The sequence below is a fragment of the Halorubrum sp. CBA1229 genome (genome assembly GCF_003721435.2).
Taxonomy (GTDB): Archaea; Halobacteriota; Halobacteria; order Halobacteriales; family Haloferacaceae; genus Halorubrum.
The window spans coordinates 2,104,581-2,123,925 of record NZ_CP054585.1 but is presented as its reverse complement, the minus strand read 5'-3'; the positions used below and the strand labels follow the sequence as shown (position 1 = coordinate 2,123,925).

General features: G+C 66.8%; 18 protein-coding genes and 2 tRNA genes. 6 read left to right on the top strand and 14 right to left on the bottom strand.

The annotated features are described in order from the left end of the window. Nucleotides 1–126: 126 nt before the first annotated feature. From Hrr1229_RS10575 to Hrr1229_RS10525, 11 genes are all read right to left on the bottom strand, one after another. Nucleotides 127–831, bottom strand: a complete 705-nt coding sequence (locus Hrr1229_RS10575; protein WP_123112931.1) for an ABC transporter ATP-binding protein — start codon at nucleotides 829–831, stop codon at nucleotides 127–129. Further along, nucleotides 828–1,664, bottom strand: a complete 837-nt coding sequence (locus tag Hrr1229_RS10570) for an ABC transporter ATP-binding protein (protein WP_176329398.1) — start codon at nucleotides 1,662–1,664, stop codon at nucleotides 828–830. Before Hrr1229_RS10570 ends, Hrr1229_RS10575 begins: the two co-directional genes overlap by 4 nt. Next, entirely contained in the window at nucleotides 1,657–2,916 is a 1,260-nt protein-coding gene (locus tag Hrr1229_RS10565; RefSeq protein ID WP_123112933.1) for a branched-chain amino acid ABC transporter permease, read from the bottom strand. The genes Hrr1229_RS10570 and Hrr1229_RS10565 overlap by 8 nt, the downstream gene beginning before the upstream one ends. After that, entirely contained in the window at nucleotides 2,916–4,112 is a 1,197-nt protein-coding gene (locus Hrr1229_RS10560; RefSeq protein WP_123112934.1) for a branched-chain amino acid ABC transporter permease, read from the bottom strand. The genes Hrr1229_RS10565 and Hrr1229_RS10560 overlap by 1 nt, the downstream gene beginning before the upstream one ends. A gap of 54 nt (nucleotides 4,113–4,166) precedes the next feature. After that, nucleotides 4,167–5,315 carry an MFS transporter gene (locus Hrr1229_RS10555; protein ID WP_176329397.1) on the bottom strand — a complete coding sequence of 383 codons (1,149 nt, stop codon included), beginning with the start codon at nucleotides 5,313–5,315 and terminating at the stop codon, nucleotides 4,167–4,169. Further along, nucleotides 5,312–7,051: a hydantoinase B/oxoprolinase family protein gene (locus Hrr1229_RS10550; RefSeq protein WP_123112936.1), complete on the bottom strand. Its 1,740-nt coding sequence runs from the start codon at nucleotides 7,049–7,051 to the stop codon at nucleotides 5,312–5,314. Before Hrr1229_RS10550 ends, Hrr1229_RS10555 begins: the two co-directional genes overlap by 4 nt. Then, on the bottom strand, nucleotides 7,048–9,099 hold the full coding sequence (locus tag Hrr1229_RS10545; protein ID WP_123112937.1) for a hydantoinase/oxoprolinase family protein: 2,052 nt from the start codon (nucleotides 9,097–9,099) through the stop codon (nucleotides 7,048–7,050). The genes Hrr1229_RS10550 and Hrr1229_RS10545 overlap by 4 nt, the downstream gene beginning before the upstream one ends. 113 nt (nucleotides 9,100–9,212) lie before the next feature. Next, nucleotides 9,213–10,565: an ABC transporter substrate-binding protein gene (locus Hrr1229_RS10540; RefSeq protein ID WP_176329396.1), complete on the bottom strand. Its 1,353-nt coding sequence runs from the start codon at nucleotides 10,563–10,565 to the stop codon at nucleotides 9,213–9,215. 144 nt (nucleotides 10,566–10,709) lie between these two features. Beyond that, nucleotides 10,710–11,264, bottom strand: a complete 555-nt coding sequence (locus tag Hrr1229_RS10535) for a ribbon-helix-helix protein, CopG family (protein ID WP_176329395.1) — start codon at nucleotides 11,262–11,264, stop codon at nucleotides 10,710–10,712. Nucleotides 11,265–11,684: 420 nt separating this feature from the next. Continuing rightward, a tRNA-Glu gene (locus Hrr1229_RS10530) sits at nucleotides 11,685–11,759 on the bottom strand. A gap of 141 nt (nucleotides 11,760–11,900) precedes the next feature. Further along, a complete protein-coding gene (locus tag Hrr1229_RS10525) occupies nucleotides 11,901–12,965 on the bottom strand; it encodes a M28 family peptidase (protein ID WP_123112938.1) in 1,065 nt (354 codons plus the stop codon). Here Hrr1229_RS10525 and Hrr1229_RS18190 point away from each other — a divergent pair. The 3 genes from Hrr1229_RS18190 to Hrr1229_RS10515 all read left to right on the top strand — a co-directional run bounded on the left by Hrr1229_RS18190 (nucleotide 12,964) and on the right by Hrr1229_RS10515 (nucleotide 14,682). Beyond that, nucleotides 12,964–13,098: a hypothetical protein gene (locus Hrr1229_RS18190; protein WP_255212483.1), complete on the top strand. Its 135-nt coding sequence runs from the start codon at nucleotides 12,964–12,966 to the stop codon at nucleotides 13,096–13,098. The genes Hrr1229_RS10525 and Hrr1229_RS18190 overlap by 2 nt on opposite strands. 25 nt (nucleotides 13,099–13,123) lie before the next feature. Then, entirely contained in the window at nucleotides 13,124–13,414 is a 291-nt protein-coding gene (locus Hrr1229_RS10520) for a hypothetical protein (RefSeq protein WP_148041748.1), read from the top strand. Nucleotides 13,415–13,494: 80 nt separating this feature from the next. Then, entirely contained in the window at nucleotides 13,495–14,682 is a 1,188-nt protein-coding gene (locus tag Hrr1229_RS10515; RefSeq protein WP_123112940.1) for a zinc-dependent metalloprotease, read from the top strand. Between the two features lie 16 nt (nucleotides 14,683–14,698). Here Hrr1229_RS10515 and Hrr1229_RS10510 read toward each other — a convergent pair whose 3' ends face one another. From Hrr1229_RS10510 to Hrr1229_RS10500, 3 genes are all read right to left on the bottom strand, one after another. Further along, nucleotides 14,699–15,166 (bottom strand): OsmC family protein, encoded by a 468-nt coding sequence (locus tag Hrr1229_RS10510; RefSeq protein ID WP_123112941.1) that lies wholly within the window; start codon nucleotides 15,164–15,166, stop codon nucleotides 14,699–14,701. A gap of 62 nt (nucleotides 15,167–15,228) precedes the next feature. Then, entirely contained in the window at nucleotides 15,229–15,723 is a 495-nt protein-coding gene (locus tag Hrr1229_RS10505) for a CBS domain-containing protein (protein ID WP_123112942.1), read from the bottom strand. A gap of 111 nt (nucleotides 15,724–15,834) precedes the next feature. Beyond that, a tRNA-Met gene (locus Hrr1229_RS10500) sits at nucleotides 15,835–15,988 on the bottom strand. A gap of 179 nt (nucleotides 15,989–16,167) precedes the next feature. Here Hrr1229_RS10500 and Hrr1229_RS10495 point away from each other — a divergent pair. The 3 genes from Hrr1229_RS10495 to Hrr1229_RS10485 all read left to right on the top strand — a co-directional run bounded on the left by Hrr1229_RS10495 (nucleotide 16,168) and on the right by Hrr1229_RS10485 (nucleotide 19,345). After that, nucleotides 16,168–17,472 (top strand): hypothetical protein, encoded by a 1,305-nt coding sequence (locus Hrr1229_RS10495; RefSeq protein ID WP_255212482.1) that lies wholly within the window; start codon nucleotides 16,168–16,170, stop codon nucleotides 17,470–17,472. An 85-nt stretch (nucleotides 17,473–17,557) separates the two neighbouring features. Next, nucleotides 17,558–18,781, top strand: a complete 1,224-nt coding sequence (locus tag Hrr1229_RS10490) for a mechanosensitive ion channel family protein (protein ID WP_255212481.1) — start codon at nucleotides 17,558–17,560, stop codon at nucleotides 18,779–18,781. 162 nt (nucleotides 18,782–18,943) lie between these two features. Beyond that, nucleotides 18,944–19,345 carry a hypothetical protein gene (locus tag Hrr1229_RS10485; RefSeq protein WP_123112944.1) on the top strand — a complete coding sequence of 134 codons (402 nt, stop codon included), beginning with the start codon at nucleotides 18,944–18,946 and terminating at the stop codon, nucleotides 19,343–19,345.

Sequence of the window (19,345 nt, the reverse complement as noted above, 5' to 3'; positions counted from 1 at the left end):
CTTCGGATCCGCGTGGGCTGCGAGTCGAGTCGAACAGACGTGACAGCGCTGGCGTCGTCGGTGGGTGTGTAGGCTATTGTCCGCTTGACCCCCGCCTAAAGACGGGGGTATGCGCTCGTATCTTTATCATCCACCGAGGAACCGCTCGCGGACTTCTTGGTCGTGTAGTAACTCTTCGCCCGGCCCCTCGTACGCGTTTTCGCCGTTCACGAGGACGTACCCTCGATCGCAGCGCCGTAACGCCTTCTTCGCGTTCTGTTCGACCATCAGAACGGCTGTGCCCGCATCGTTGATCTCGTCGATCCGGTCGAACATGTCCTCGACGAGCTCGGGTGCCAACCCCGCGGACGGCTCGTCTAGTAACAGGATGTCGGGGTCAACCATCAGCGCCGACCCCATCGCTAACATCTGCTGTTGGCCACCGCTCATGGTCCCGGCGCGCTGCCGTTGCCGCTCTTTCAGAATCGGGAATCGGTCGAGAATTTCCGCCAATCGCTCTTCGGGGACCTCCGGCAGGCTGAACGCGCCCATGAGGAGGTTTTCTCGAACCGTCATCGAGGGAAAGAGGTTGTCGCTCTGTGGTACGTAGCTGATCCCTCGCTCGATGACGGCGTTCGTGTCCATCCCCTCGATGGATTCCCCGTTGAGCGTGATCGACCCGTCCATGTACGTCGTCAGCCCGAGGACGGATTTCATCGCCGTGGACTTCCCCGCGCCGTTCGGCCCGACGATGGTCACGTATTCATCGTCTTCAACAGTCATATCGACGTTCGAGAGGATCTGGAGGTCCCCGTACCCGGCGTCTAACCCCTCGATTTCGAGCACCGTCATACGTCATCACCGCCGAGGTACGCCTCGATAACGCGCTCGTCTGACTGGACCGCTTCCGGAGAGCCCGTCGTCAGGACCGTGCCTTGGTGCATGACCACGACGCGCTCGCAGTTGTCCATGATGAGATCGATGTCGTGTTCGATGAGGAGGAACGAGTAGCCGTCCTCGACGAGGTCTTCGATCCGACCGAGGATCTTCTGTTCGAGGGTCGGATTCACTCCGGCTAACGGCTCGTCCAACAGGACGATATCGGGGTCGGTCAACAGCGCACGGGCGATTTCGAGGAGTTTCCGCTGGCCTCCCGAAAGGCTGCCGGCGGGCTCGTCGAGTAGGTGGTCGATCTCGAAGAACGCCGCGATTTCGCGGGCCCGGTCTCGGATCGTCTGCTCTTCCTCGACGAACTGGTCTCCCCGGATCCACGCGCCACGGAGCCGTTCACCGTGCTGGTTCATCGGGGCCAGAAGCAGGTTCTCGAACACGGTCATGTCGGCGAGCTCACGCGGAATTTGGAAGGTCCGAACCATGCCGTGCTGGGCGATGGCCGGCGGCTCCTCGCCGGTGATGTCCGTCTCGTAGAGGCGGGCCCGCCCGTCGTCGGGCTTGTGGAAGCCGGTGAGACAGTTGAACAGGGTCGTCTTCCCGGCACCGTTCGGGCCGATGAGTCCGGTGATGCCGGTATCGACGGTCAGATCGACGCCGTCAAGCGCCGTGATGCCGCCGAACTGTTTGGTGATCCCTTCGGTTCGAAGAATCGGGTCGCGGTCATCTCCCACCGCCGGGCTGTCTGTTGGCGTTGCGTCGGGCGTCGGGGTCGGTGTGTTCTGTTCAGACATCGTCGGTCCCTCCGGAGGCGTCCCGCGACGGCAGCGGGATGTCGTAGTCCTGTTCGCCGAGGAGGCCCTCGGGCCGGTAGTACAGGATGAGTATCAGCACGACGCCGATCAGCATGAGGCGGGCCGCTGCGAGTTGAATGGAGTACTGAGACGGGACGTCGATGAACCGCGTTCCGTTGCGGATGCCCCAGAAGAACGCGGTGCCGAGAATGACGCCCTTGTTGTTGGCGGTGCCGCCGACGATGACGGCCGTGAAGGCGTAAAACGTGATCGTCGCGGCGAACTGGTCGGGAGCGATAAACCCGATATTGATCGCCCACAGCGCCCCGGCGGCCCCGGCGAGCGCCGACCCGAGCATCAGCGCTTGCAGCTTGTACTGGAACGTCTCTTTCCCGAGCGCTCGCGGGACGTCCTCGTCTTCGCGGATCGCTCGCAGGACCCTGCCGTACGGGCTGTTGATCGTTCGCTCCGTTATCCAGTACCCGCCGCCGAGCGCCGCGACCGACAGCAGGAGGATGAACCGGTCGTAATCCATTCCGCCGTTAGGGCCGGCCGTCGGGTCGAACAGCCAGAGCGTGTTCCGGGTGAGTTCGACCATGCCGCCGCTCAGCGTCGGGAGGACGAAGTACCAGACGGCGACGAGCGGGACTAAGACGCCGAGGACGAGTCTCCCGCGGCGACCTCGGTGTTGGAACACCTTCACGAGCCAGTAGCCGGTGAGCCCGAACACGGCGAGTGACAGGACGCCGAAGACGGCCATGTTCAGCGTGAAGCCGCCCAGGCTGAGCGGGAAGACGTCACGAAGCGGTGTGTAAACGGTGTTGATGCCGAACGGCCCGTTGAACAGCCATTCCTCGTCGTTCACCACGGTGGTGAGGATCGTGGCGATTCCGAGCGCCGTGATAGCCAGGTAGTCTTCCCGGAGGCGCAGCGTCGGCACGCCGACCGCGAGAGAGACTAGCGCGGCGGCGATCATACCGCCGAGGACACCGAGGACCCACCCGAAGAGACTCCCGAGCGGGCCGAGAACACCGAACAGCTCCGGGAGTGCGAAGCCGCCGATACCGCCGTACCCGGCGGCACCGGCGGGCATCGTCAGGACCACGGTCACGTACGCTCCGATCATGAAGTACGCGACGTGGCCGAAGTCGATGAGGCCGGTAAACCCGAATTTGAGGTTCAGGCCGATACCGAACAGGCTGTAAATCGCGATGAACGTCAGGAGCGAGATGATGAAGTCAGCGACGGCCATTAGACATCACCCCAGATGCCTTCGGGTTTGACGAGCAGGACGCCGATCAGGATGACGAACGCGATCGCCACCCTGTACGTCGACGAGCCGGGTATCAGGTAGACGCCGACGTCCATGCTCAGTCCGATGATCATCGCGCCCGCGACCGCCCCGTACGGCGAGGAGATCCCGCCGAGGATCACAGCCGCGAAGATGGGGAGCAACAACGCGAACCCCATGTTCGGCGTGAGGTTCGTTGCGAACCACCCGGTGAGGATCCCGGCGAGCGCGGCGAGCATCGCGGCGACGACCCACACGACGAGTTGCACTCTGTCGGCGTCGACGCCGCGGACTTCCGCGAGATCCATGTTGTCCGCGGTCGCGCGCATCGCGCGCCCCAGTTTGGTGGTTTTCAAGATCACGTTGAGGACGAACATCGCGGCGATGACCACTGCGAGTATCGTGATGTGCTTGACGTTCAGGCCGATCTGTGTGCCGAGAATGTAGTCGGTTCCCTGCGGGCCGAGCCGTGCGAACACGCCCAGGAGGAGGACGGTAGCGATGCTCCCGGCGGCACCCAGGATTTTCGGCGGGATGAGGTAGACCGTGGTGAAATCTTCCTCTTGGCGGTAGAGCGCGAAGACCGCGTACCCGACCGCGACGGCGGCGAGGATCCCGGCGACGATGAGCCACCACGGGTACCCCCACGCCCCGGTCGTGACGAGTTCACCGGCCTGTCGTTGGGTCGTGATGACGGTGAGTCCGCCCCCCGTGACGAGGAAATCGAAGTTCGTGGTGATGACGCGGGGCGTCTGGTACTGGATGTTCTTCGAGCCGACGAGGAACAGCACGGCGTTCCGTAACACGAGTGCGAGACCCAGCGACACGATCACCATGGTGATCAGGTCCGCGTCTTTCTCGCGGAATTTCCGGAAGATAGCGAGTTCGTACACCGCGCCGAGGACGCCGGCCAGCACGACTCCGATGACCGCTGCGAGCACGAACGGGGCGGATCCGAAGTCCGGAAGGAACGGTATCTCGCCCGGGTTGTTGAAGACGAGCGCGAGGTACGCGCCGATCGTGATCATGTCTCCGTGTGCGAAGTTCGGGACCTCCGCGATGTCGTAGATGAGGGAGAGTCCCAGCGCTCCGCCGGCGATCACTGCACCGGTGATCAGCCCTTGGACCGTCGCGTCCAAGAGACCGGCGCTAACCATGGAGTGCACCTCCGCGAGCGGGACGACTCCGGTGTGGCGGCGAGTGTCGTGTCATTAGTGTGTTCGCGTGATGAGGACCGCTGCACCGATTGCGAGCGTGTTCAGTCCGACCAGTATCATAAATGCGCCCTCGTACCCCCCGGTGGCGTCCCGGATGGAGCCGGTGACGACCGGTAACACGAGTGCGACGAGGTTGCCGACCGCGATGACCATCGCTAGCGCGCTGCCTTCGGCGGCAGTCGCGCCCGCGGCGACGTTGTATATCGCGCCGAACGGAACTGACACCGCCAGCATGACGAGGAGCGGGAGTCCGACGCGAAGCGGGCCCGACGGCGCTGCGGCGAGTGTGCCGAACCCGAGTGCGGCCACTGTCGAAGCTCCCGCGATGATTTTCGGGTCGGTTATCCGAAAGCCGACGACCGCGCTCCCGCCCGCTGCCCGGCCGAGGGTTGCGACCCCGAGAACGAGCGCGTTCAACGGACCGAGGAGTCCGAGGTCCTCGAAGTACGAGGTGATGAACGCCGAGAGCGTCAGGTACGATCCGATGGCGGCGACGTAGCAGAGCGACGCGAGAACGACGACCGGATTCGTCAGTACCGATGCGCCGGCGGCGTCGGACGCCGTTTCCGACGGGGCCGTCAGTCGATCGGCGCGATTGAGATACAAAATACCGACGGCAGGAATCGCAATAAGCGTGCCGAGCGCGTGGATACCGATCCCGTTCGTCGCGGTCACGAGCCGCGGCGTGATCAGGAAGCCGAACGCCCCGCCGAGCGTCAGCATCCCGCCGTACACGCCTTGTTGCCGGCTCGCGGCGTCCCCCCTGTAGAGGCGAGCGACGTGTGTCGCACCGACGCTGAGAACCAGTCCGGCGGCGATTCCCCACAGGAACCGGAGGCCGAGCACCGCCGGAAACGTCGGGGCGAAGTCCACGGTCACCGCGAGCCCCGCTTGGACGACCGTCGCGGTGATCAGCAGTCGGGTCGTCGTGGTTCGCTCCACGAGTTTGCTCGCCGGCCACTGCACCAAGACGAACGGAAGCAGCGTCGCTGAGAGCATGAGGCCGAACGACGCGTAGCCGATGTCGTACCGGTTCAGGTAGAATTCCGGGACGCCGGCGTACCCGAACATCACGTAGCCCATGCTCACGACGGCGAGATGCGGCGCAATCCGCAGGCCAAGCGGGGAGTTGGTGTGACTCATTCATCGGATTGTCCACCGTCGCTCACGGCGTCTGTGTCCGACCCGGTGATCTCGTCGATCACCGCGTCACCGTACAGGTCTCGGGCGTGCCCGATCGAGAGTTTCTCCGTACGGAGGTCTCGTTCGATCGCGGCCTTCGATCGGGCGGTCGGGTCGCCGTACCCGCCGGCGCCGGGCGTTCGAATACTCACCGTCGTTCCGGGGGGCAACGAGTGCGTGGATTTCTGCGGCAGCCGCTCGGTGTCGCCGTCGGGATCGATACGGACCGCGCTCCCGGAGTCGCCGTCGGTGCCGCCCAGCAGCCCGTACGGACGATGCGTCTGCCGGTCCGCGAGGAGGCTGAACGTCGCCGTGTGGTCCCTGACGGTGATGTCACGACGCAGGCCGAGTCCACCGCGGAACTCGCCCGCCCCGCCCGAATCCTCACGGAGTTCGTACCGCGCAACGCGGAGCGGGTAGGCGGTTTCGAGCACCTCCGCGGGCGTGTTCATCGTGTTCGACATGTGGACGTGCACGCCGTCCAACCCGTCTTTCCCGGCGCGTCCACCGAACCCACCGCCTTGGGTCTCGTAGAACGCGTACGGTTCGTCCGACCGGGGATCCTCCCCGCCGAACGTGACGTTGTTCATCGTGCCCTGCGAGCCCGCGACGACCTTCTCGGGAACGACCTCGGCGAACGCGCCGAGCACGACGTCCGTCACGCGTTGTGACGTCTCCAGGTTCCCGCCGACGACGGCCGCGGGCGGGTCCGGGTTCACGATGCTCTGCTCGGGCGCCTCGATCGTGATCGGCCGATAGCACCCGTGATTCGGGGGTATCTCCGGGTCGGTCACGCAGCGAACCGCGTAGTAGGTCGCGGACGCGGTCACGGCGAAGACCGCGTTGACCGGACCGGCGGTCTGATCCGCGGTGCCGGTGAAATCGACGAGGATCTCGTCGCCGTCGATCGTCAGCGTGACCTCGATCGGAAGGTCAACGTTTCCAGCGCCGTCGTCATCGAGCACGTCCTCGAACGAGTACTCGCCGTCGGGCAGCGACTCGATCTCCGACCGCATCCGGCGCTCGGAGTAGTTTTTGATCTCCTCGAGCGCGACTCCCAGCTTGTCGGCCCCGTACCGGTCCGCGAGCTCGCCGAACCGCCGCCGTCCGGTCTCGTTCGCGGCTTCCTGCGCCCGGAGGTCGCCGCGACGTTCGTCCGGCGTCCGGACGTTCGAGAGGATCATCTCGAAGACGGCGTCGTTCGGGTCGCCCCCTTCGAAGAGTTTCACCGGCGGGATCCGGAGTCCCTCCTGATAGATCTCGGTCGAATCCGCGGAGACGCTCCCGGCGTGCGAGCCGCCGACGTCCGCGTGGTGCGCGCGGTTCGCGGTGAACGCGATGAGCTCGCCGTCGTGATACACCGGCGTGACGAGCGTGAGATCCGGGAGATGCGCCCCGCCGTAGAACGGGTCGTTGAGCAGTATCGCGTCGCCGGGGTTCAGCGATTCGCGCGGGAACCGGTCGACTGCGGCTCGAACCGAGAACGGCATCGAACCGAGGTGCACCGGCATGTTCTCCGCCTGTGCGATCATCTCGGCGTCTGCGTCGAACAGGGCACACGAGCAGTCGCGCCGCTCCTTGATGTTCGGAGAGTACCCCGTCCGGATCAGGTTCGCGTTCATCTCCTCGCAGACCGCCGCGGCCGCGTTCCGGGTCACCTCGAGCGTTACCGAATCGATGGCTGAAGAGTCGCTCATGAGTGGACCTCCACGATGAGACTGCCGTACTCGTCCACCTCGACGGACTGCTCCGGGCGGACGACGACCGTGCTCTCCGCGCCCTCCACGATCGCCGGCCCGGTGAAACTGCCGGCGGGCGGCAACTGCTCCCGCCGGTAGACGCGCGTGTCACGCACCTCGCCGTCGAACTGAACCGGCCGCTCCTCGACGATCGCGTCCGCGACGTCCCCCGTGTTCGTGTCCTGCCGGAGGTTGGGCGTCTCGACGACGCCGCGAGCGCGCGTGCGAAGCGTGACGAGCTCGATCGGCTCGTCGTCGTAGGCGTGCCCGTAGCGTTGTCGGTGCTTGGTGTGGAAGCGGTCTCGGATCGTGGCCTTCGTCTGGGAATCGAGCGGCCCGTCAGGGATCGGGACGGACAGCTCGAAAGACTGCCCGGCGTACCGGAGGTCGACCGACCGTTCGAACTGCATCTGTGACTCGTCTAAGTTCTCGTTCGCTAACTGCTCGCGGCCGTTAGCGACGAACTCGTCGAAGGTCGCTTGGAGGTCGCTCGGCTCGACACCCTCCCAGTTCCGAACGCGAGAGGTACTGTAGTCGTACAGGATGTCGCTGATCAGTAACCCGAGCGCGGAAAGCACACCGGCGGTCCGCGGGATGAGCACCCGCGGAATATCGAGTTCGGCGGCGAGCGTCGTCGCGTGGAGTGGCCCGGCCCCGCCGAACGCGACGAGCCCGAAGTCTCGCGGATCGTACCCGCGTTCGACCGACACCACCCGAAGGGCCCGCTCCATGCTCGCGTTGGCGACGTCGAGCACGCCCTGCGCGGCGGCCTCGACGGACTTCCCGAGCGGGTCGGCGAGCTCCCGTTCGAAGATCTCCTCGACGCGGTTCACGTCGACAGACAGGTCGTCGGAGAGGAACGCGTCGGGATTCAGCCGCCCCAAGAGGAGCTGCGCGTCCGTGATCGTCGGGCTGGTGCCGCCGCGACCGTAACAGATCGGTCCCGGGTCGGCGCCCGCGGACCGCGGCCCGACGCGGAGCGCGTCGCCGTCGTCGATCCACGCGATCGAGCCGCCGCCGGCGCCGACCGTGTGAATATCGATCATCGGCACGTTGACCGGGTAGGCGCCGACCTCCACGTCGGTGGCGACCATCGGATCGCCACCTTCGACGAGCGAGACGTCACACGACGTGCCGCCCATGTCCATCGTGATCAGATTCTCGATGCCGGCGAGCCCGGCCACGTAACTCGCCCCCTGGACGCCGGCTGCCGGGCCCGAAAGCAGCGTGTTGACCGGACGCGTCCGCGCGATATCGGCGGTGATGATACCGCCGTTCGATTGCATGATCTCGAGGTCCGGGCGAATCCCGAGGTCGGCGATCTGTGTCTCGAGATTCCCGAGATACCGGTCCATTACCGGCTTTAGCGCCGCGTTGAGCGCGGTCGTCAACGTCCGTTCGTACTCGCGGATCTCGGGCAGCACCTCGCTCGACAGCGAGAACGACGCGTCAACGCCTTCTGCCTCCAGTATTTCTTGGATGCGACGCTCATGCTCGTCGTTCTCGTACGAGAAGAGGAGGCTGATCGCAACGCTCGAAATATCCGCGTCCACGAGTTGCGCTGCGACGTCACGAGCGGCCGCTTCATCGAGCGGTGTCGACACGTCGCCCCGTTCGTCCAGCCGTTCCGGGATCTCGTACCGGTGGTTTCGGGGAACGACGGTCGCCGGTTTCTCCGTTTGGAAGTCATAAATGTCGGGACGCGCCTGCCGCCCGATTTCGAGCACGTCGCGGAAGCCGCCGGTCGTGACTAACGCGGTGTCCGCCCAGTCTTCCTCGAGTACCGCGTTCGTCGCGACCGTCGTCCCGTGCGCGAAGAAATCGACGTCCTCGAATTGAACCCCCGTCTTCTCACGCGTTTGTTCGAGTCCGTCCGTGACGCCGTCTTCCGGCGCTTCAGGCGTCGAAGACGTCTTCGTAACGTCGAGCGTTCCGTCCGAGATCGTGACAAGATCGGTGAACGTACCCCCGATATCGACGCCGACACGGATATCGCTGCTAGTCATTAGTCCTCCCACCGCGGAGAGGCCGATGCACCCGTTGAGTGTAGCTGCCAATCATGGATGAGTTGGTGATAGAGCGCGGGCATCCCGTAGTTCGGCTACAGGATGCGAAATCGTTAGATCAGGTCACCGGCCGGAATCGTTTCCTGATCGACGAACTCGCCGTCCTCGACTTGCACGATAACCATGTCACTGGCGACGTCGCCGTTCTCGTCGTAGTTCACCTGCCCGCTCGGCCCCGAGTAATCGATCGTCGTCCCGTCATCGATCAGGTCGAATCCGTCGCCGACCTCCGCGTAACTCACGGTGTCACCATCGGGATTTGAGACCGGACGCATGCTTTCCTTGACCGTGTTCGGATCGGTCGTCCCGGCGTGATGGACCGCGAGCGCGTAGGAAACGAGCGCGTCGTACGAGTTCCACGAGTACGGCGAGAACAGGTCGGCGTCCGGGTACGCGTCGGCGTAATCCGCTTCGAAGCTACTCGTTGCGTCACCAGTGGGCGGGAGCGTCCGCACGCCGTACATCCCGTTGAGGATATCCGCGCCGACGTTGTTGAGGAAGTCCTGTGAGAGGAGACTCGTGTGCAGCACCCAGTTCCCACCGTACCCCTCCTCGTTCCACTGATTCAGAATGGTGGTCCCGCTCTCCGGGTACCCGGCGTACGCGATGAACTCCGGATCGTCGGCGTACAGCTCGGACAACGCCTGCTGGTACGAGGACTGTCCGGACTCGTACCCGACCGTGGCCGTCGTCGTCCCGCTAAACGTTTCCTCGAACGTGTCTGCGAGCGCCGCCCCGAAATCGTTGTTAATGTAGAGAACTGCCGCGGAGTCCGCTCCCTCGTCTTCGATGATCTGTGCCATGACCTGCGCGATGAACCGGTCGTTCGTCCGCGTCCGGAACACGAGGTCGTTGTCGTCGAGCGTGCTGATCGTCGGTGACGACGACGCAGACGTGATGTGCAGAACCTCGTTCGGAATACTCACTGATTGGGCGATACTGATCGTCACGCCGCTCGAAACCGCCCCGATCAGTCCTGAGACGTTCTGCGTGTTCACGAGGGAGTTCGCCGCGTTGACCCCCGCAGTCGAATTGGTTTCCGAGTCCTCGTCGAACAGTTCGATCTCTCTGCCGAGCGGCCCACCGGCGGCGTTGATATCCTCTAACGCCATTTCCAGGCCGTTCAGCATCGGTTGCCCGAAGTCACTCAGGTCACCACTGAACGGGATCACGACACCGACACCGATCGGGTCGCTGTCGCCCGCCCCACCGTCCTCACCGTCCGCCGAGTCGGAGCCGTCCTCCGAGTCGGAACCGTCGGACGACCCATCACCGCCGTCACCACCGTCGCCTTGGAGGTCTTCCTGACTACTGCACCCCGCCAAGGCCGCGACTCCGGCACCGCCACTCAGACGAACGAACCGACGCCGTTTGAGCCGCTCTGCAAACGTGCTATCATTCGACATGGCTACGAATCTCATATGTATCTCAGTATAAATATGTGGTTGTTAGAAACTCACACGTAATGCGTCGGCGCGATGTCATCGTATGAATCAGTATGAATTCTGCATACTACTGGAGTATCGGCGATCGCCGAACAGGGATCGTTCTCATTTGTCCGGTCTCGTCTCAGTGATCAGCACCTTCGTTAACCCTTCCTCAATAACGAGGTCGAAGGGGAGATTCGCCGCACTCCGTTCAATAAATCGAGTCATAAACCACCGGATCTGATCTGACGGAAACACGACGTGATACCGGTTATCGTCACTCCGACGGACACTCAAAAACCCGCACAGCGAGAGCCACTCAAGTAACTCGTCGAGCGTCTCAAACTCACCGTCGTACTCGTGTGCGTGATACTCAGAGACTTGGTCCGCTTTCGCTAAGAAGTCGGGATCCGGCTCGTCGTCGCTATCAGACACGTAATCGAGGAAGCAGTGGAGGAAATCGACGTCGAGAAGAACGTGTTCACCGCCCGAGAGCATTTTGTGATAATCGCCGAGCTTCGTCCCCGCGTCAGTCGTTGCGGCTTGGTAATTAGCAGCGTAGAAGGTCAACGCACGCCGCAGTAGCTCGCTTTGCCCGTGCCCCGTTCGTTCAGTGAGATCATCGAGTGCCTCCTTCGCATCCGTATCAAGTGAAACTGTCACACGGTCAATCGCCATATGCTACTGCCATCACTCGTCACGTGAATAGTCAACGGTTGCCATAACAAACTGACGAGGGTGAATAAATCGACAACCGCCCTTGGGCTCTGTCGAAACACGTCGAAACGGATAGGGTGGGCGTACAGAGTAGTGAGACTGTAGTTGACTTGTAAACCGGTCGGTTTTATCGATTGCCGGCCCGCTTGACGGCCGTACCACGCGGCACTCGTTCAGGCGACCACTCCGAGCCGCTGATCAGTCCAAGCTCAGCCGCACGTCACCCATCTGCTTCCCGCGGACGACGAGCGTGGTGCCGTACTCGGTGCGTGTTTGATCCCATGCCGCGAGCGCGTCATCGACCGATCCGTGGCTTGTGAGGGCATCGGTTTACCGCTGGGTAGTTCACGGCAAAAATCGGGAGAAGGCGTCGGGTTAGGATGCTCCGGCTGGGATTCGAACCCAGGTCATTGCCGTGAGAGGGCAATATGATTGGCCGGACTACACCACCAGAGCGCACGTCCGTTCGACGCATTCTCGGATACGGCAGGATATTGTAAAACAGTTCCGTTTCGACCGCACCGTGCCCCGGTTTACCGTGGTTCGGTTTCCCCGACTGCGGCGGGAACAGCCGGTCGGCCGCGGACGACGCGCCCCTCAGACGTCGACGGCGAACGGGGCCGCCTCGGCCGCGTCGTCGGCGACGGCGGCGAGCAGGTCAGCGACCGCGTCGAGGTCGCCGAGGTCGACAACCTCCACGGGCGTGTGCATGTATCGGTTCGGGATCGAGACGTTGAGCGAGGGGACGCCGCCGCGCGCGGTGTAGAAGGCGTCGGCGTCGGTGCTCGTTCGAGATCCGGTCGCCTGGAGCTGCACGTCGATGTCGTCCGCGGCGGCGGCGCCGCGTGCGAGTTCCACGAGGACGGGGTGGTTCGCGCTGCCGCGGGCGATCACCGGCCCCGCGCCGAGCTCGACCGGCCCGCGGCGCTCGGTGTCGACGTCGGGGTTGTCGGTGGCGTGCGTGACGTCGACGGCGACGAACGCGTCCACGTCGTCGAGGTCGACGCCGACCATCCGGGCGCCCTGAAGACCGACCTCCTCTTGGACAGTGGAGACGGCGTACACGGTCGCGTCGACGTCGCGTTCGGCCGCACGGCGGAGTCCCTCGGCGGCCGCCCACGCCCCCGTGCGGTTATCGATCCCGCGGGCCGCGATCCGGTCGCCGGCGAGCTCCTCGCAGTCGGTCGAGAAGGTGACGGGGTCGCCGACCTCGACGTGCTCGCGGGCCTCGTCGGCGTCAGTCGCGCCGATGTCGACGAACTGGCCGGCGATCTCCTCGTACTCCTCGTCCCCGGCGTCGCGCAGGTGGATCGCGGTCTGGCCGATCACGCCCTGGACGGGCTCGTCGGCGTGGACCGTGACGTGCTGGCCCTTCGAGACGGTGCGGTCTGAGCCGCCGATCCGGGAGATGCGGAGGAAGCCGTCGTCGAGCACGTCGCGGACGATGAACCCGATCTCGTCGGCGTGGCCGGTGCAGGCGATCGCCGGCGCGTCGGGGGCGCCCTCGTGGACGGCGACGGCGTTGCCGTAGGCATCGACGGAGACGTCGTCCGCGAACCCGCGGACGTAGTCGGTCCAGACCCGCTGGCTCGGAGTCTCGAACCCGGAGGGGCTGGCGGTCGCGAGCAGGTCGTCGAGGAACGTTCGGCCGCGCTCGTGCATGCACGCGAGTGACGGGGCGCACGGCAAGAAACCGCCGGTCGGGGGCGACCGCGAGGGCGAGGGCCCGCCGGTCGCGAGGCGGCGGCGTCCCGCCGGTCGCGGGTCGACGGTCCCCGCCGGCCGCCACGACTAAATCGTTGCCGCACGAACAACGAGATATGACCGATTCCTCATTTACCCTGTTGGAGGTCCACCTCGGCGACGGCGACATCGAAATCGGGCCGTTCGAACTGTTCGGCGCGAGTGACGAGCCGACGGCGATCGCCGCGTCGGAAGCGGACGCAGACGCAGACGCCGACGAGGACGACACCGAGACCGACGGCGGCGTTTCGGCGCGGGCGGTCGCCGGTCTCCTGCTCGCGGTGGCCGCGCTCGTCGCGGTCGCGGTCGGCGTCGCGAAGCTCCGCGGCGACGACGAGGTCCCGTCGGGGATCGCCGGCGACGAGTGACGACTGGACGCGGTCCGACGCGGCTACCGACTGACTGAACCCGACGCAAACGACTTGAGGCGCGCACCCCTCCCGTCGATATGGACATTCTCCGAAGCCTGCGCGCGGTCTCCGAGGCGTCCGGCACCGGCGTCGTCGACTGGGACCGGGCCGCGGCGGCCGCGAAGGCGAGCACCGACCCGGGCTCGCTGGCGCTCACGGCCGCCGAGCGGGAGGGGTACGCCGCCGACGTCCGGGACGCCCGGACCCGGCTCGGCGCGGTCGCGGGAATCGCGTTCGACGTGCCCGACGCGATCGAAGTGCAGAACCGTCACCACTGGATCGACGCGAGCGTCGACACGTTCCGGAACGTGATGGCGCCGATCGAGGCGGCGGCGACCGGGCAAGCGGGGGCGGACGGCGCCCCCAGCGAGCCAGCGAGCGAGGATAACTGGACGACAGAGGGCGGCGACTGGAAACCCGAGAGCAGCGACTGGACGACCGAAGGGCCGCTCGACCGGATCCCGGACCCGTTCGGGGGCGCCGGCGGATCCGGCGGTCCGGGGGGGGTCGGCGGTCCCCGGGGGCCTACCGGCTCCGACAACCCGGTCGCCGCGTTCTCGCGGGACGTCTCGCGGGTCGCCAACACCGGGACGATGGCGTTCGCGCTCGGCTTCCTCGCGCGGAACGTGCTCGGGCAGTACGACCCCCTGTTGCTCGCGGACGAGCCGGACGCCGAGCACGGGCTCTACTTCGTCCACCCGAACATCGTGCGCGTCGCGGCGGAGCTCGACGTCGACTACCCGCGGTTTCGCCGGTGGATCGCCTTCCACGAGGTGACGCACGCGGCCGAGTTCGGCGCGGCGCCGTGGCTCCCGGAGTACCTCGAATCGCGCGTCGAGCGCGGCGTCGAGGGGCTGACGGCCGGCGAGGTGACGATCGGCGGGCTCGACACGGAAGCGTTCGGCGAGCTGCAGGCGGCGATGACGGCGGTCGAGGGGTACGCGGAGGTGCTGATGGACCGCGCGTTCGACGGCGAGTACGCCGACCTGCGGCGCAAGCTCGACGAGCGCCGCGGGGGCGGCGGACCGATCCGGCAGCTCGCCCAGCGACTCCTCGGGCTTGGGATGAAACGGCGCCAGTACGAGCGCGGCGCCGCCTTCTTCCGCCACGTCGCCGACGCCCGGGGGATCGAGGCCGCCGGCGTCGTCTGGGAGCGTCCGGAGAACCTCCCGACGAAGGCGGAGATCGACGACCCCGAGGCGTGGCTCGTGCGGGTCGATCCGTGAGGGCCGACGGCGCGGGTTAGGACAGATCGAGCGCGATCGGGGTCTCGCCGCTGAGGTTGTCACTCACCGGGCACCGCTGCTCGACGCGAGCGAGCCACTCGTCGCGAGTGTCGTCGCTGACGGGCGCACCGTCCTGTGAGCGCAGCTCCGCGTGAACCGACGCGCGGATCTCCTGGAAGCCGGCGCGCGAGTCGACATCGGCGCCCTGGAACTTCGCCGGGTCGAGGTCGCCCTCGAGGTCGATCGCCAGCTCGGCGACATCGATGTCCATCTCGCCGGCGACGACGCGGCCGACGATGCTCAGACAGCCGCCGAGCGAGCCGAGCAGGTACTCGACCGGATTGGGGCCGGCGTCGGTGCCGCCGAGCGATTCCGGCTCGTCGATGACGAACTCGAAGTGGCGGGTCTCAGCGCGGACTCGGGTTCCCTCCTTTAACTCTGTGCGGGCGTCGAACGTCGCTGTCTGTTCGGACGAGTGGCTCATACGCGTCGATACGCGGGGGTCGAATATCAACGCGGGGGAGCGTTCTCACGCCGAGAGACCGGCTACGCCAGTCGCTTATCCCGGAACGCCCGGATCACGTCTTGGCGGGCGATGATCCCGACGACGCGCCCGTCCTCGTCCACGACCGGAACGCGGTTGATGTCGGGGTCGTCGCCGACGAGCAGGTCGAGCACGTCGTCGACCGGGGCGTCGGGGGTCACCGTCGCCACGTCGGTGCTCATCACGTCGGAGACGGGGCGGTCGGCGTTCCGGATCATGTCTACGCCCAAGTCGAGGTCGCCCCACGGCGCCTTCACCTGATACGTGAGCGTGTCGACGAACGGCGGGAGCCCGATCGGGATCCACAGCGTCTCGTCGTCGGGCTCGAACAGATCGACGAGGTCGGACTCGGTGATGACGCCGACCAAGCGGTCCTCGCCGTCGACGACGGGGAAGCCGCTGAACTCGTAGCGGGCGAACTTCTTGAACACGTCGGCGACGTCGTCGTCGGGGGCGACCGTCTTCACGTCGGATTCCATCAGGTCACGCGCGTGCATACCGTCACCGTCGCGAGCGGGGGCCGTAGGCGTTTCGACCGGTGGTGGTGCGGTAACAGAGCGGCGGTACGAGGAAACGGCGCTGCCGCTCGTCAGGTATCAACGAGTGAGTGGCCGGGGTGGGCTCCGAACCCACGATCTCCGCATGTCCCAGGTCCGAGGCTCGGCGGAGCCACGGGAAGGACGCGGACGCTTCCAAGGCGTCACCGCACCGAATCTCCGAACCCTATGAGTGCGGCGCTATGTCCAGCTAAGCCACCCGGCCTCACCTTCACGTACCGCGATGAAACCCTTTAAGCTTCCCATCCGTCGGAAGGGTGTGAGGCGGTGACAGAGCGTGGGCGGGCGCCCCGAGTCGGCCGCGCCAGAGGTGACCGGTCCGAGGCGTTGGATCCGAGAATCGGACCCCGCGGATTTATGCCCGGCGCGGCGAATCCCCGGGACATGACCCTTCCCGACCTGCTCGCGGAGACCGTCGGCGACGAGAGCGTCGTCGCCGAGGTCTCGCTGGGAGGAGACGACCGGCTCGCGGTCACGCCGACGCGGACGCTCGTCTACCGCGGCGACGGCCTGCTGTCGGACGAGTCGGTCGCCGAGTACTCCCACGACGTCGAACGCATCGCGATTTCGACGGGCCGCCGCAAGGCGAAGCTCACCCTCGGCTACGGCCTCGACGGCGACGAGACCCTCTCGCTGCCGGCGAAGCGCGCCGACGAGGCCCTCCACCCGATCCTCGCCGGCGTCCTCTCCGCGACCGGCGTCACCGACCCCGGCGAGTCCGTCCTCCGCACCTTCCGCTTCTCCGAGCTCACCCTCGTCGTCACCAGCGACCGACTCGTCAAACACGTCGGCTCCGCCGTCTGGGACGAGGAGTTCGAGGAGTTCCCCTACGCCGATCTCACCGACCTCGACTTCGAGGAGGGCACCGTCGCGACCGCGGTCGTGCTCGCCCACGGCGGCCGCTCCGAGCGCTTCAAGGCCCCCAACGAGTCCGCCCGGGCGCTCCGCGAGACCCTCGTCGACGCCGTCTGCGACTTCCACGACGTCGCCAGCTTAGAGGAGTTCCGCGTGACCGTCGCCGACGACGAGGATGAAGGGGCCGGGAGCGGCGCGGGCACCGACGGCACCACCGACTTCGGCGAGGGGCCCGACCCCCTCTCGGCCTCCCCCGTCGCCGACGCGGAGGCGGCGGCCGAGGCGGAGAGCGGGGGAGGGGACGGCGCAGTGGGTGACACAGGGGCGCCGGACGACCCGCTCTCCGCGGGCGTAGGCGACCCCGAGCCCTCGGCCGCGGCCGGAACTGATGACGATTCCGCGGCCGCGCCCACGGGAGAGGCGAGCGACGCGACCGCCGACCCCGTCGACACCGACCCCGCCGACGGCCCGGAGACCGGGCCCGAGATCGGCGACGAGGCCGTCAACGAGACCGGCGGCGACGCCGCCGCGCTGAGCGAACCCGCCGCGGAGGACTCCGCGGTCGACGTCGACCCGGCGGCCGAGGCCGACCTCGCGAGCGACACCGCGGGAGAGCCGCCCGCGGAGGGGGCGGCGGCCGAGGGATCCGCGGCGGCCCCGACCGACGCCGACGCCTTCGACGGCTCGCCGTTCGAGAGCGCGGGCGTCGAGGGCGAGGACCTCGCGACCGAGGTGGCCGAGCTCCGCCGTGTCGTCGAGGAGCAGTCCGAGCGGCTCGACCGGCAGTCCGAGCTCATCGAGCGGCTGATCGAGGAGCTTCGACGCGGACGCTGAGGGGCGGTTTCGCCGCCCGAAGCCGGTTCTCCGAATCGATAGCCGTAGGGGTGCCTTTTTAAGTCCGACGACGAAGACGCAGAGAGTGACCGCGCAACTCGGCCCCTGGATCGACGCGACGCTGGGCAGCGTCGCGACCACGGAGGCCCGCCTCGCCGCGACCGGCGGGATCTTCCTCCTGACCGTCGCAGTCGGGTGGCTACTGCTCCCGCGGGCCGTCCGGACGGGCGAGCGGGTGACGGCGGACCGACTGGAGGGATTCCTCGACGGCCGCGGCGAGTCGTCGATCGAGACGCTCCGCGAGGCGCTGCCGGTCTCGTTCGGCCTGCGACTGCTCGTCGGCCTCTTCCAGCTCGCGCTGTTCGCGCTCGCCGCCGTCGCCGTGCTGACGCTGTGGGGACAGTTCTCGGTCGTCGCCGCGGCCCTCCCGGTCGCGGAGAACGTCGCGACCGTCGCCGGGCGGCTCCTCCTCTCGGCGCTGCTGCTCGGCGGCGCCTACGTCGCGAGCGACGTGTTAGAGGAGTACGTCGCCGACCTCTCGAACGACAGCGACCGCATCACGGCCCATCAGGAGCAGCTCCTCACCCGGATCATGCAGGTCGGCCTGCTCGTGGTCGCGGGCGTCACCGTCCTCGGGATCTGGGGCGTGAACCTCGGCGGGCTCCTCGTCGGCGCGGGCTTCCTCGGCATCGTGCTCGGGATGGCGGCCCGGCAGACGCTCGGCTCGCTCATCGCCGGCTTCGTGCTGATGTTCGCGCGCCCGTTCGAGATCGGCGACTGGGTCGCGATCGGCGACGAGGAGGGGTTCGTCACCGAGATCACGATCATGAACACCCACATGCGGAACTTCGACGGCGAGTACGTCGTCGTCCCGAACGACCTGGTCACCAACCAGGCGATCACGAACCGGAGCCGCGAGGGACGGCTCCGGATCCACATGGAGGTCGGGATCGGCTACGACGACGACCCCGACGCCGCCAGCGACATCGCGGAGGAGGTGCTGACCGACATCGACACGATCGCCAACAACCCGAAGCCGTACGTGATCCCCTCCGGCTTCGGCGACTCTGCGATCCTGCTCGACCTCCGCTTCTGGATCGACCCGCCGACGCCGCAGGCGCGCTGGCGCTCGAAGGCGACCGCAGTCGAGCGGATCCAAGACCGGTTCGCCGACGCCGGGATCTCCATCCCGTACCCGCAGCGGACCGTCTCCTACCCGCCGGAGACGGCGGAGGCGGACGAGACCGTCGAGCGCGTCGAGCGCTTCGACGACGACGGCGACGGGCGCGCGAGCGACCGGCCGGCCTGAGGGCGCGTCGCCGCCGCCCAACTTCTTTTTCGCCTGACAGACTGAGGGACGGTATGAGCCGACTCGACCGCGACCGGACGGCGGTCGCAGCGACCGGCGGGACGCCCCGCGAGCGCCGCCGGCCGGCGTCGGTCGCATCGCCGCCGCTCGGGAGGTGGAGCGATGCGTGAGCGGGGAGGAGTCTACTGGCCGGACGTCGCCGCCGGACTGGGGGCACTCCTGATCGGCGCGGTCCTCGTCGGCGGACTCGTCTACGCCGCGGGCGCGACGTCGGTGACCCGCGCCGACTACGAGGCGTACGTCGAGCGGTGCGGGGACCTCTCGGAGGAGTCGCGGCTGGTCGACACCGGCCTCGGCATGGAGACGGTCCCGCTGAACGAGAGCGACGTGCGGGCCTGCGAGAACACCACGCTCGGGGAGTACCGGGACGCGAGACTGCGCTCGATGCGGTCGACGCCGCTGAACGCGGTACAGCGGGGGTGGATCGGCGGCACCGGGGCCCTGTTCGCGGCGATCGGCTGGCTCCTCCTCCGACGACAGGTCACCGCCGATCGGTCGGGCTGA

Bases quoted from the DNA above. Each gene is read 5' to 3' on its own strand.
- Hrr1229_RS10510 (WP_123112941.1), bottom strand. From the start codon at position 15,166: ATGAGCCACTCGTCCGAACAGACAGCGACGTTCGACGCCCGCACAGAG.
- Hrr1229_RS10540 (WP_176329396.1), bottom strand. From the start codon at position 10,565: ATGTCGAATGATAGCACGTTTGCAGAGCGGCTCAAACGGCGTCGGTTC.
- Hrr1229_RS10520 (WP_148041748.1), top strand. From the start codon at position 13,124: ATGACCGATTCCTCATTTACCCTGTTGGAGGTCCACCTCGGCGACGGC.
- Hrr1229_RS10570 (WP_176329398.1), bottom strand. From the start codon at position 1,664: ATGTCTGAACAGAACACACCGACCCCGACGCCCGACGCAACGCCAACA.
- Hrr1229_RS10575 (WP_123112931.1), bottom strand. From the start codon at position 831: ATGACGGTGCTCGAAATCGAGGGGTTAGACGCCGGGTACGGGGACCTC.
- Hrr1229_RS10565 (WP_123112933.1), bottom strand. From the start codon at position 2,916: ATGGCCGTCGCTGACTTCATCATCTCGCTCCTGACGTTCATCGCGATT.
- Hrr1229_RS10505 (WP_123112942.1), bottom strand. From the start codon at position 15,723: ATGCACGCGCGTGACCTGATGGAATCCGACGTGAAGACGGTCGCCCCC.
- Hrr1229_RS10485 (WP_123112944.1), top strand. From the start codon at position 18,944: ATGCGTGAGCGGGGAGGAGTCTACTGGCCGGACGTCGCCGCCGGACTG.
- Hrr1229_RS10545 (WP_123112937.1), bottom strand. From the start codon at position 9,099: ATGACTAGCAGCGATATCCGTGTCGGCGTCGATATCGGGGGTACGTTC.
- Hrr1229_RS18190 (WP_255212483.1), top strand. From the start codon at position 12,964: ATGCACGCGAGTGACGGGGCGCACGGCAAGAAACCGCCGGTCGGGGGC.
- Hrr1229_RS10560 (WP_123112934.1), bottom strand. From the start codon at position 4,112: ATGGTTAGCGCCGGTCTCTTGGACGCGACGGTCCAAGGGCTGATCACC.
- Hrr1229_RS10550 (WP_123112936.1), bottom strand. From the start codon at position 7,051: ATGAGCGACTCTTCAGCCATCGATTCGGTAACGCTCGAGGTGACCCGG.
- Hrr1229_RS10535 (WP_176329395.1), bottom strand. From the start codon at position 11,264: ATGGCGATTGACCGTGTGACAGTTTCACTTGATACGGATGCGAAGGAG.
- Hrr1229_RS10495 (WP_255212482.1), top strand. From the start codon at position 16,168: ATGACCCTTCCCGACCTGCTCGCGGAGACCGTCGGCGACGAGAGCGTC.
- Hrr1229_RS10555 (WP_176329397.1), bottom strand. From the start codon at position 5,315: ATGAGTCACACCAACTCCCCGCTTGGCCTGCGGATTGCGCCGCATCTC.
- Hrr1229_RS10515 (WP_123112940.1), top strand. From the start codon at position 13,495: ATGGACATTCTCCGAAGCCTGCGCGCGGTCTCCGAGGCGTCCGGCACC.
- Hrr1229_RS10525 (WP_123112938.1), bottom strand. From the start codon at position 12,965: ATGCACGAGCGCGGCCGAACGTTCCTCGACGACCTGCTCGCGACCGCC.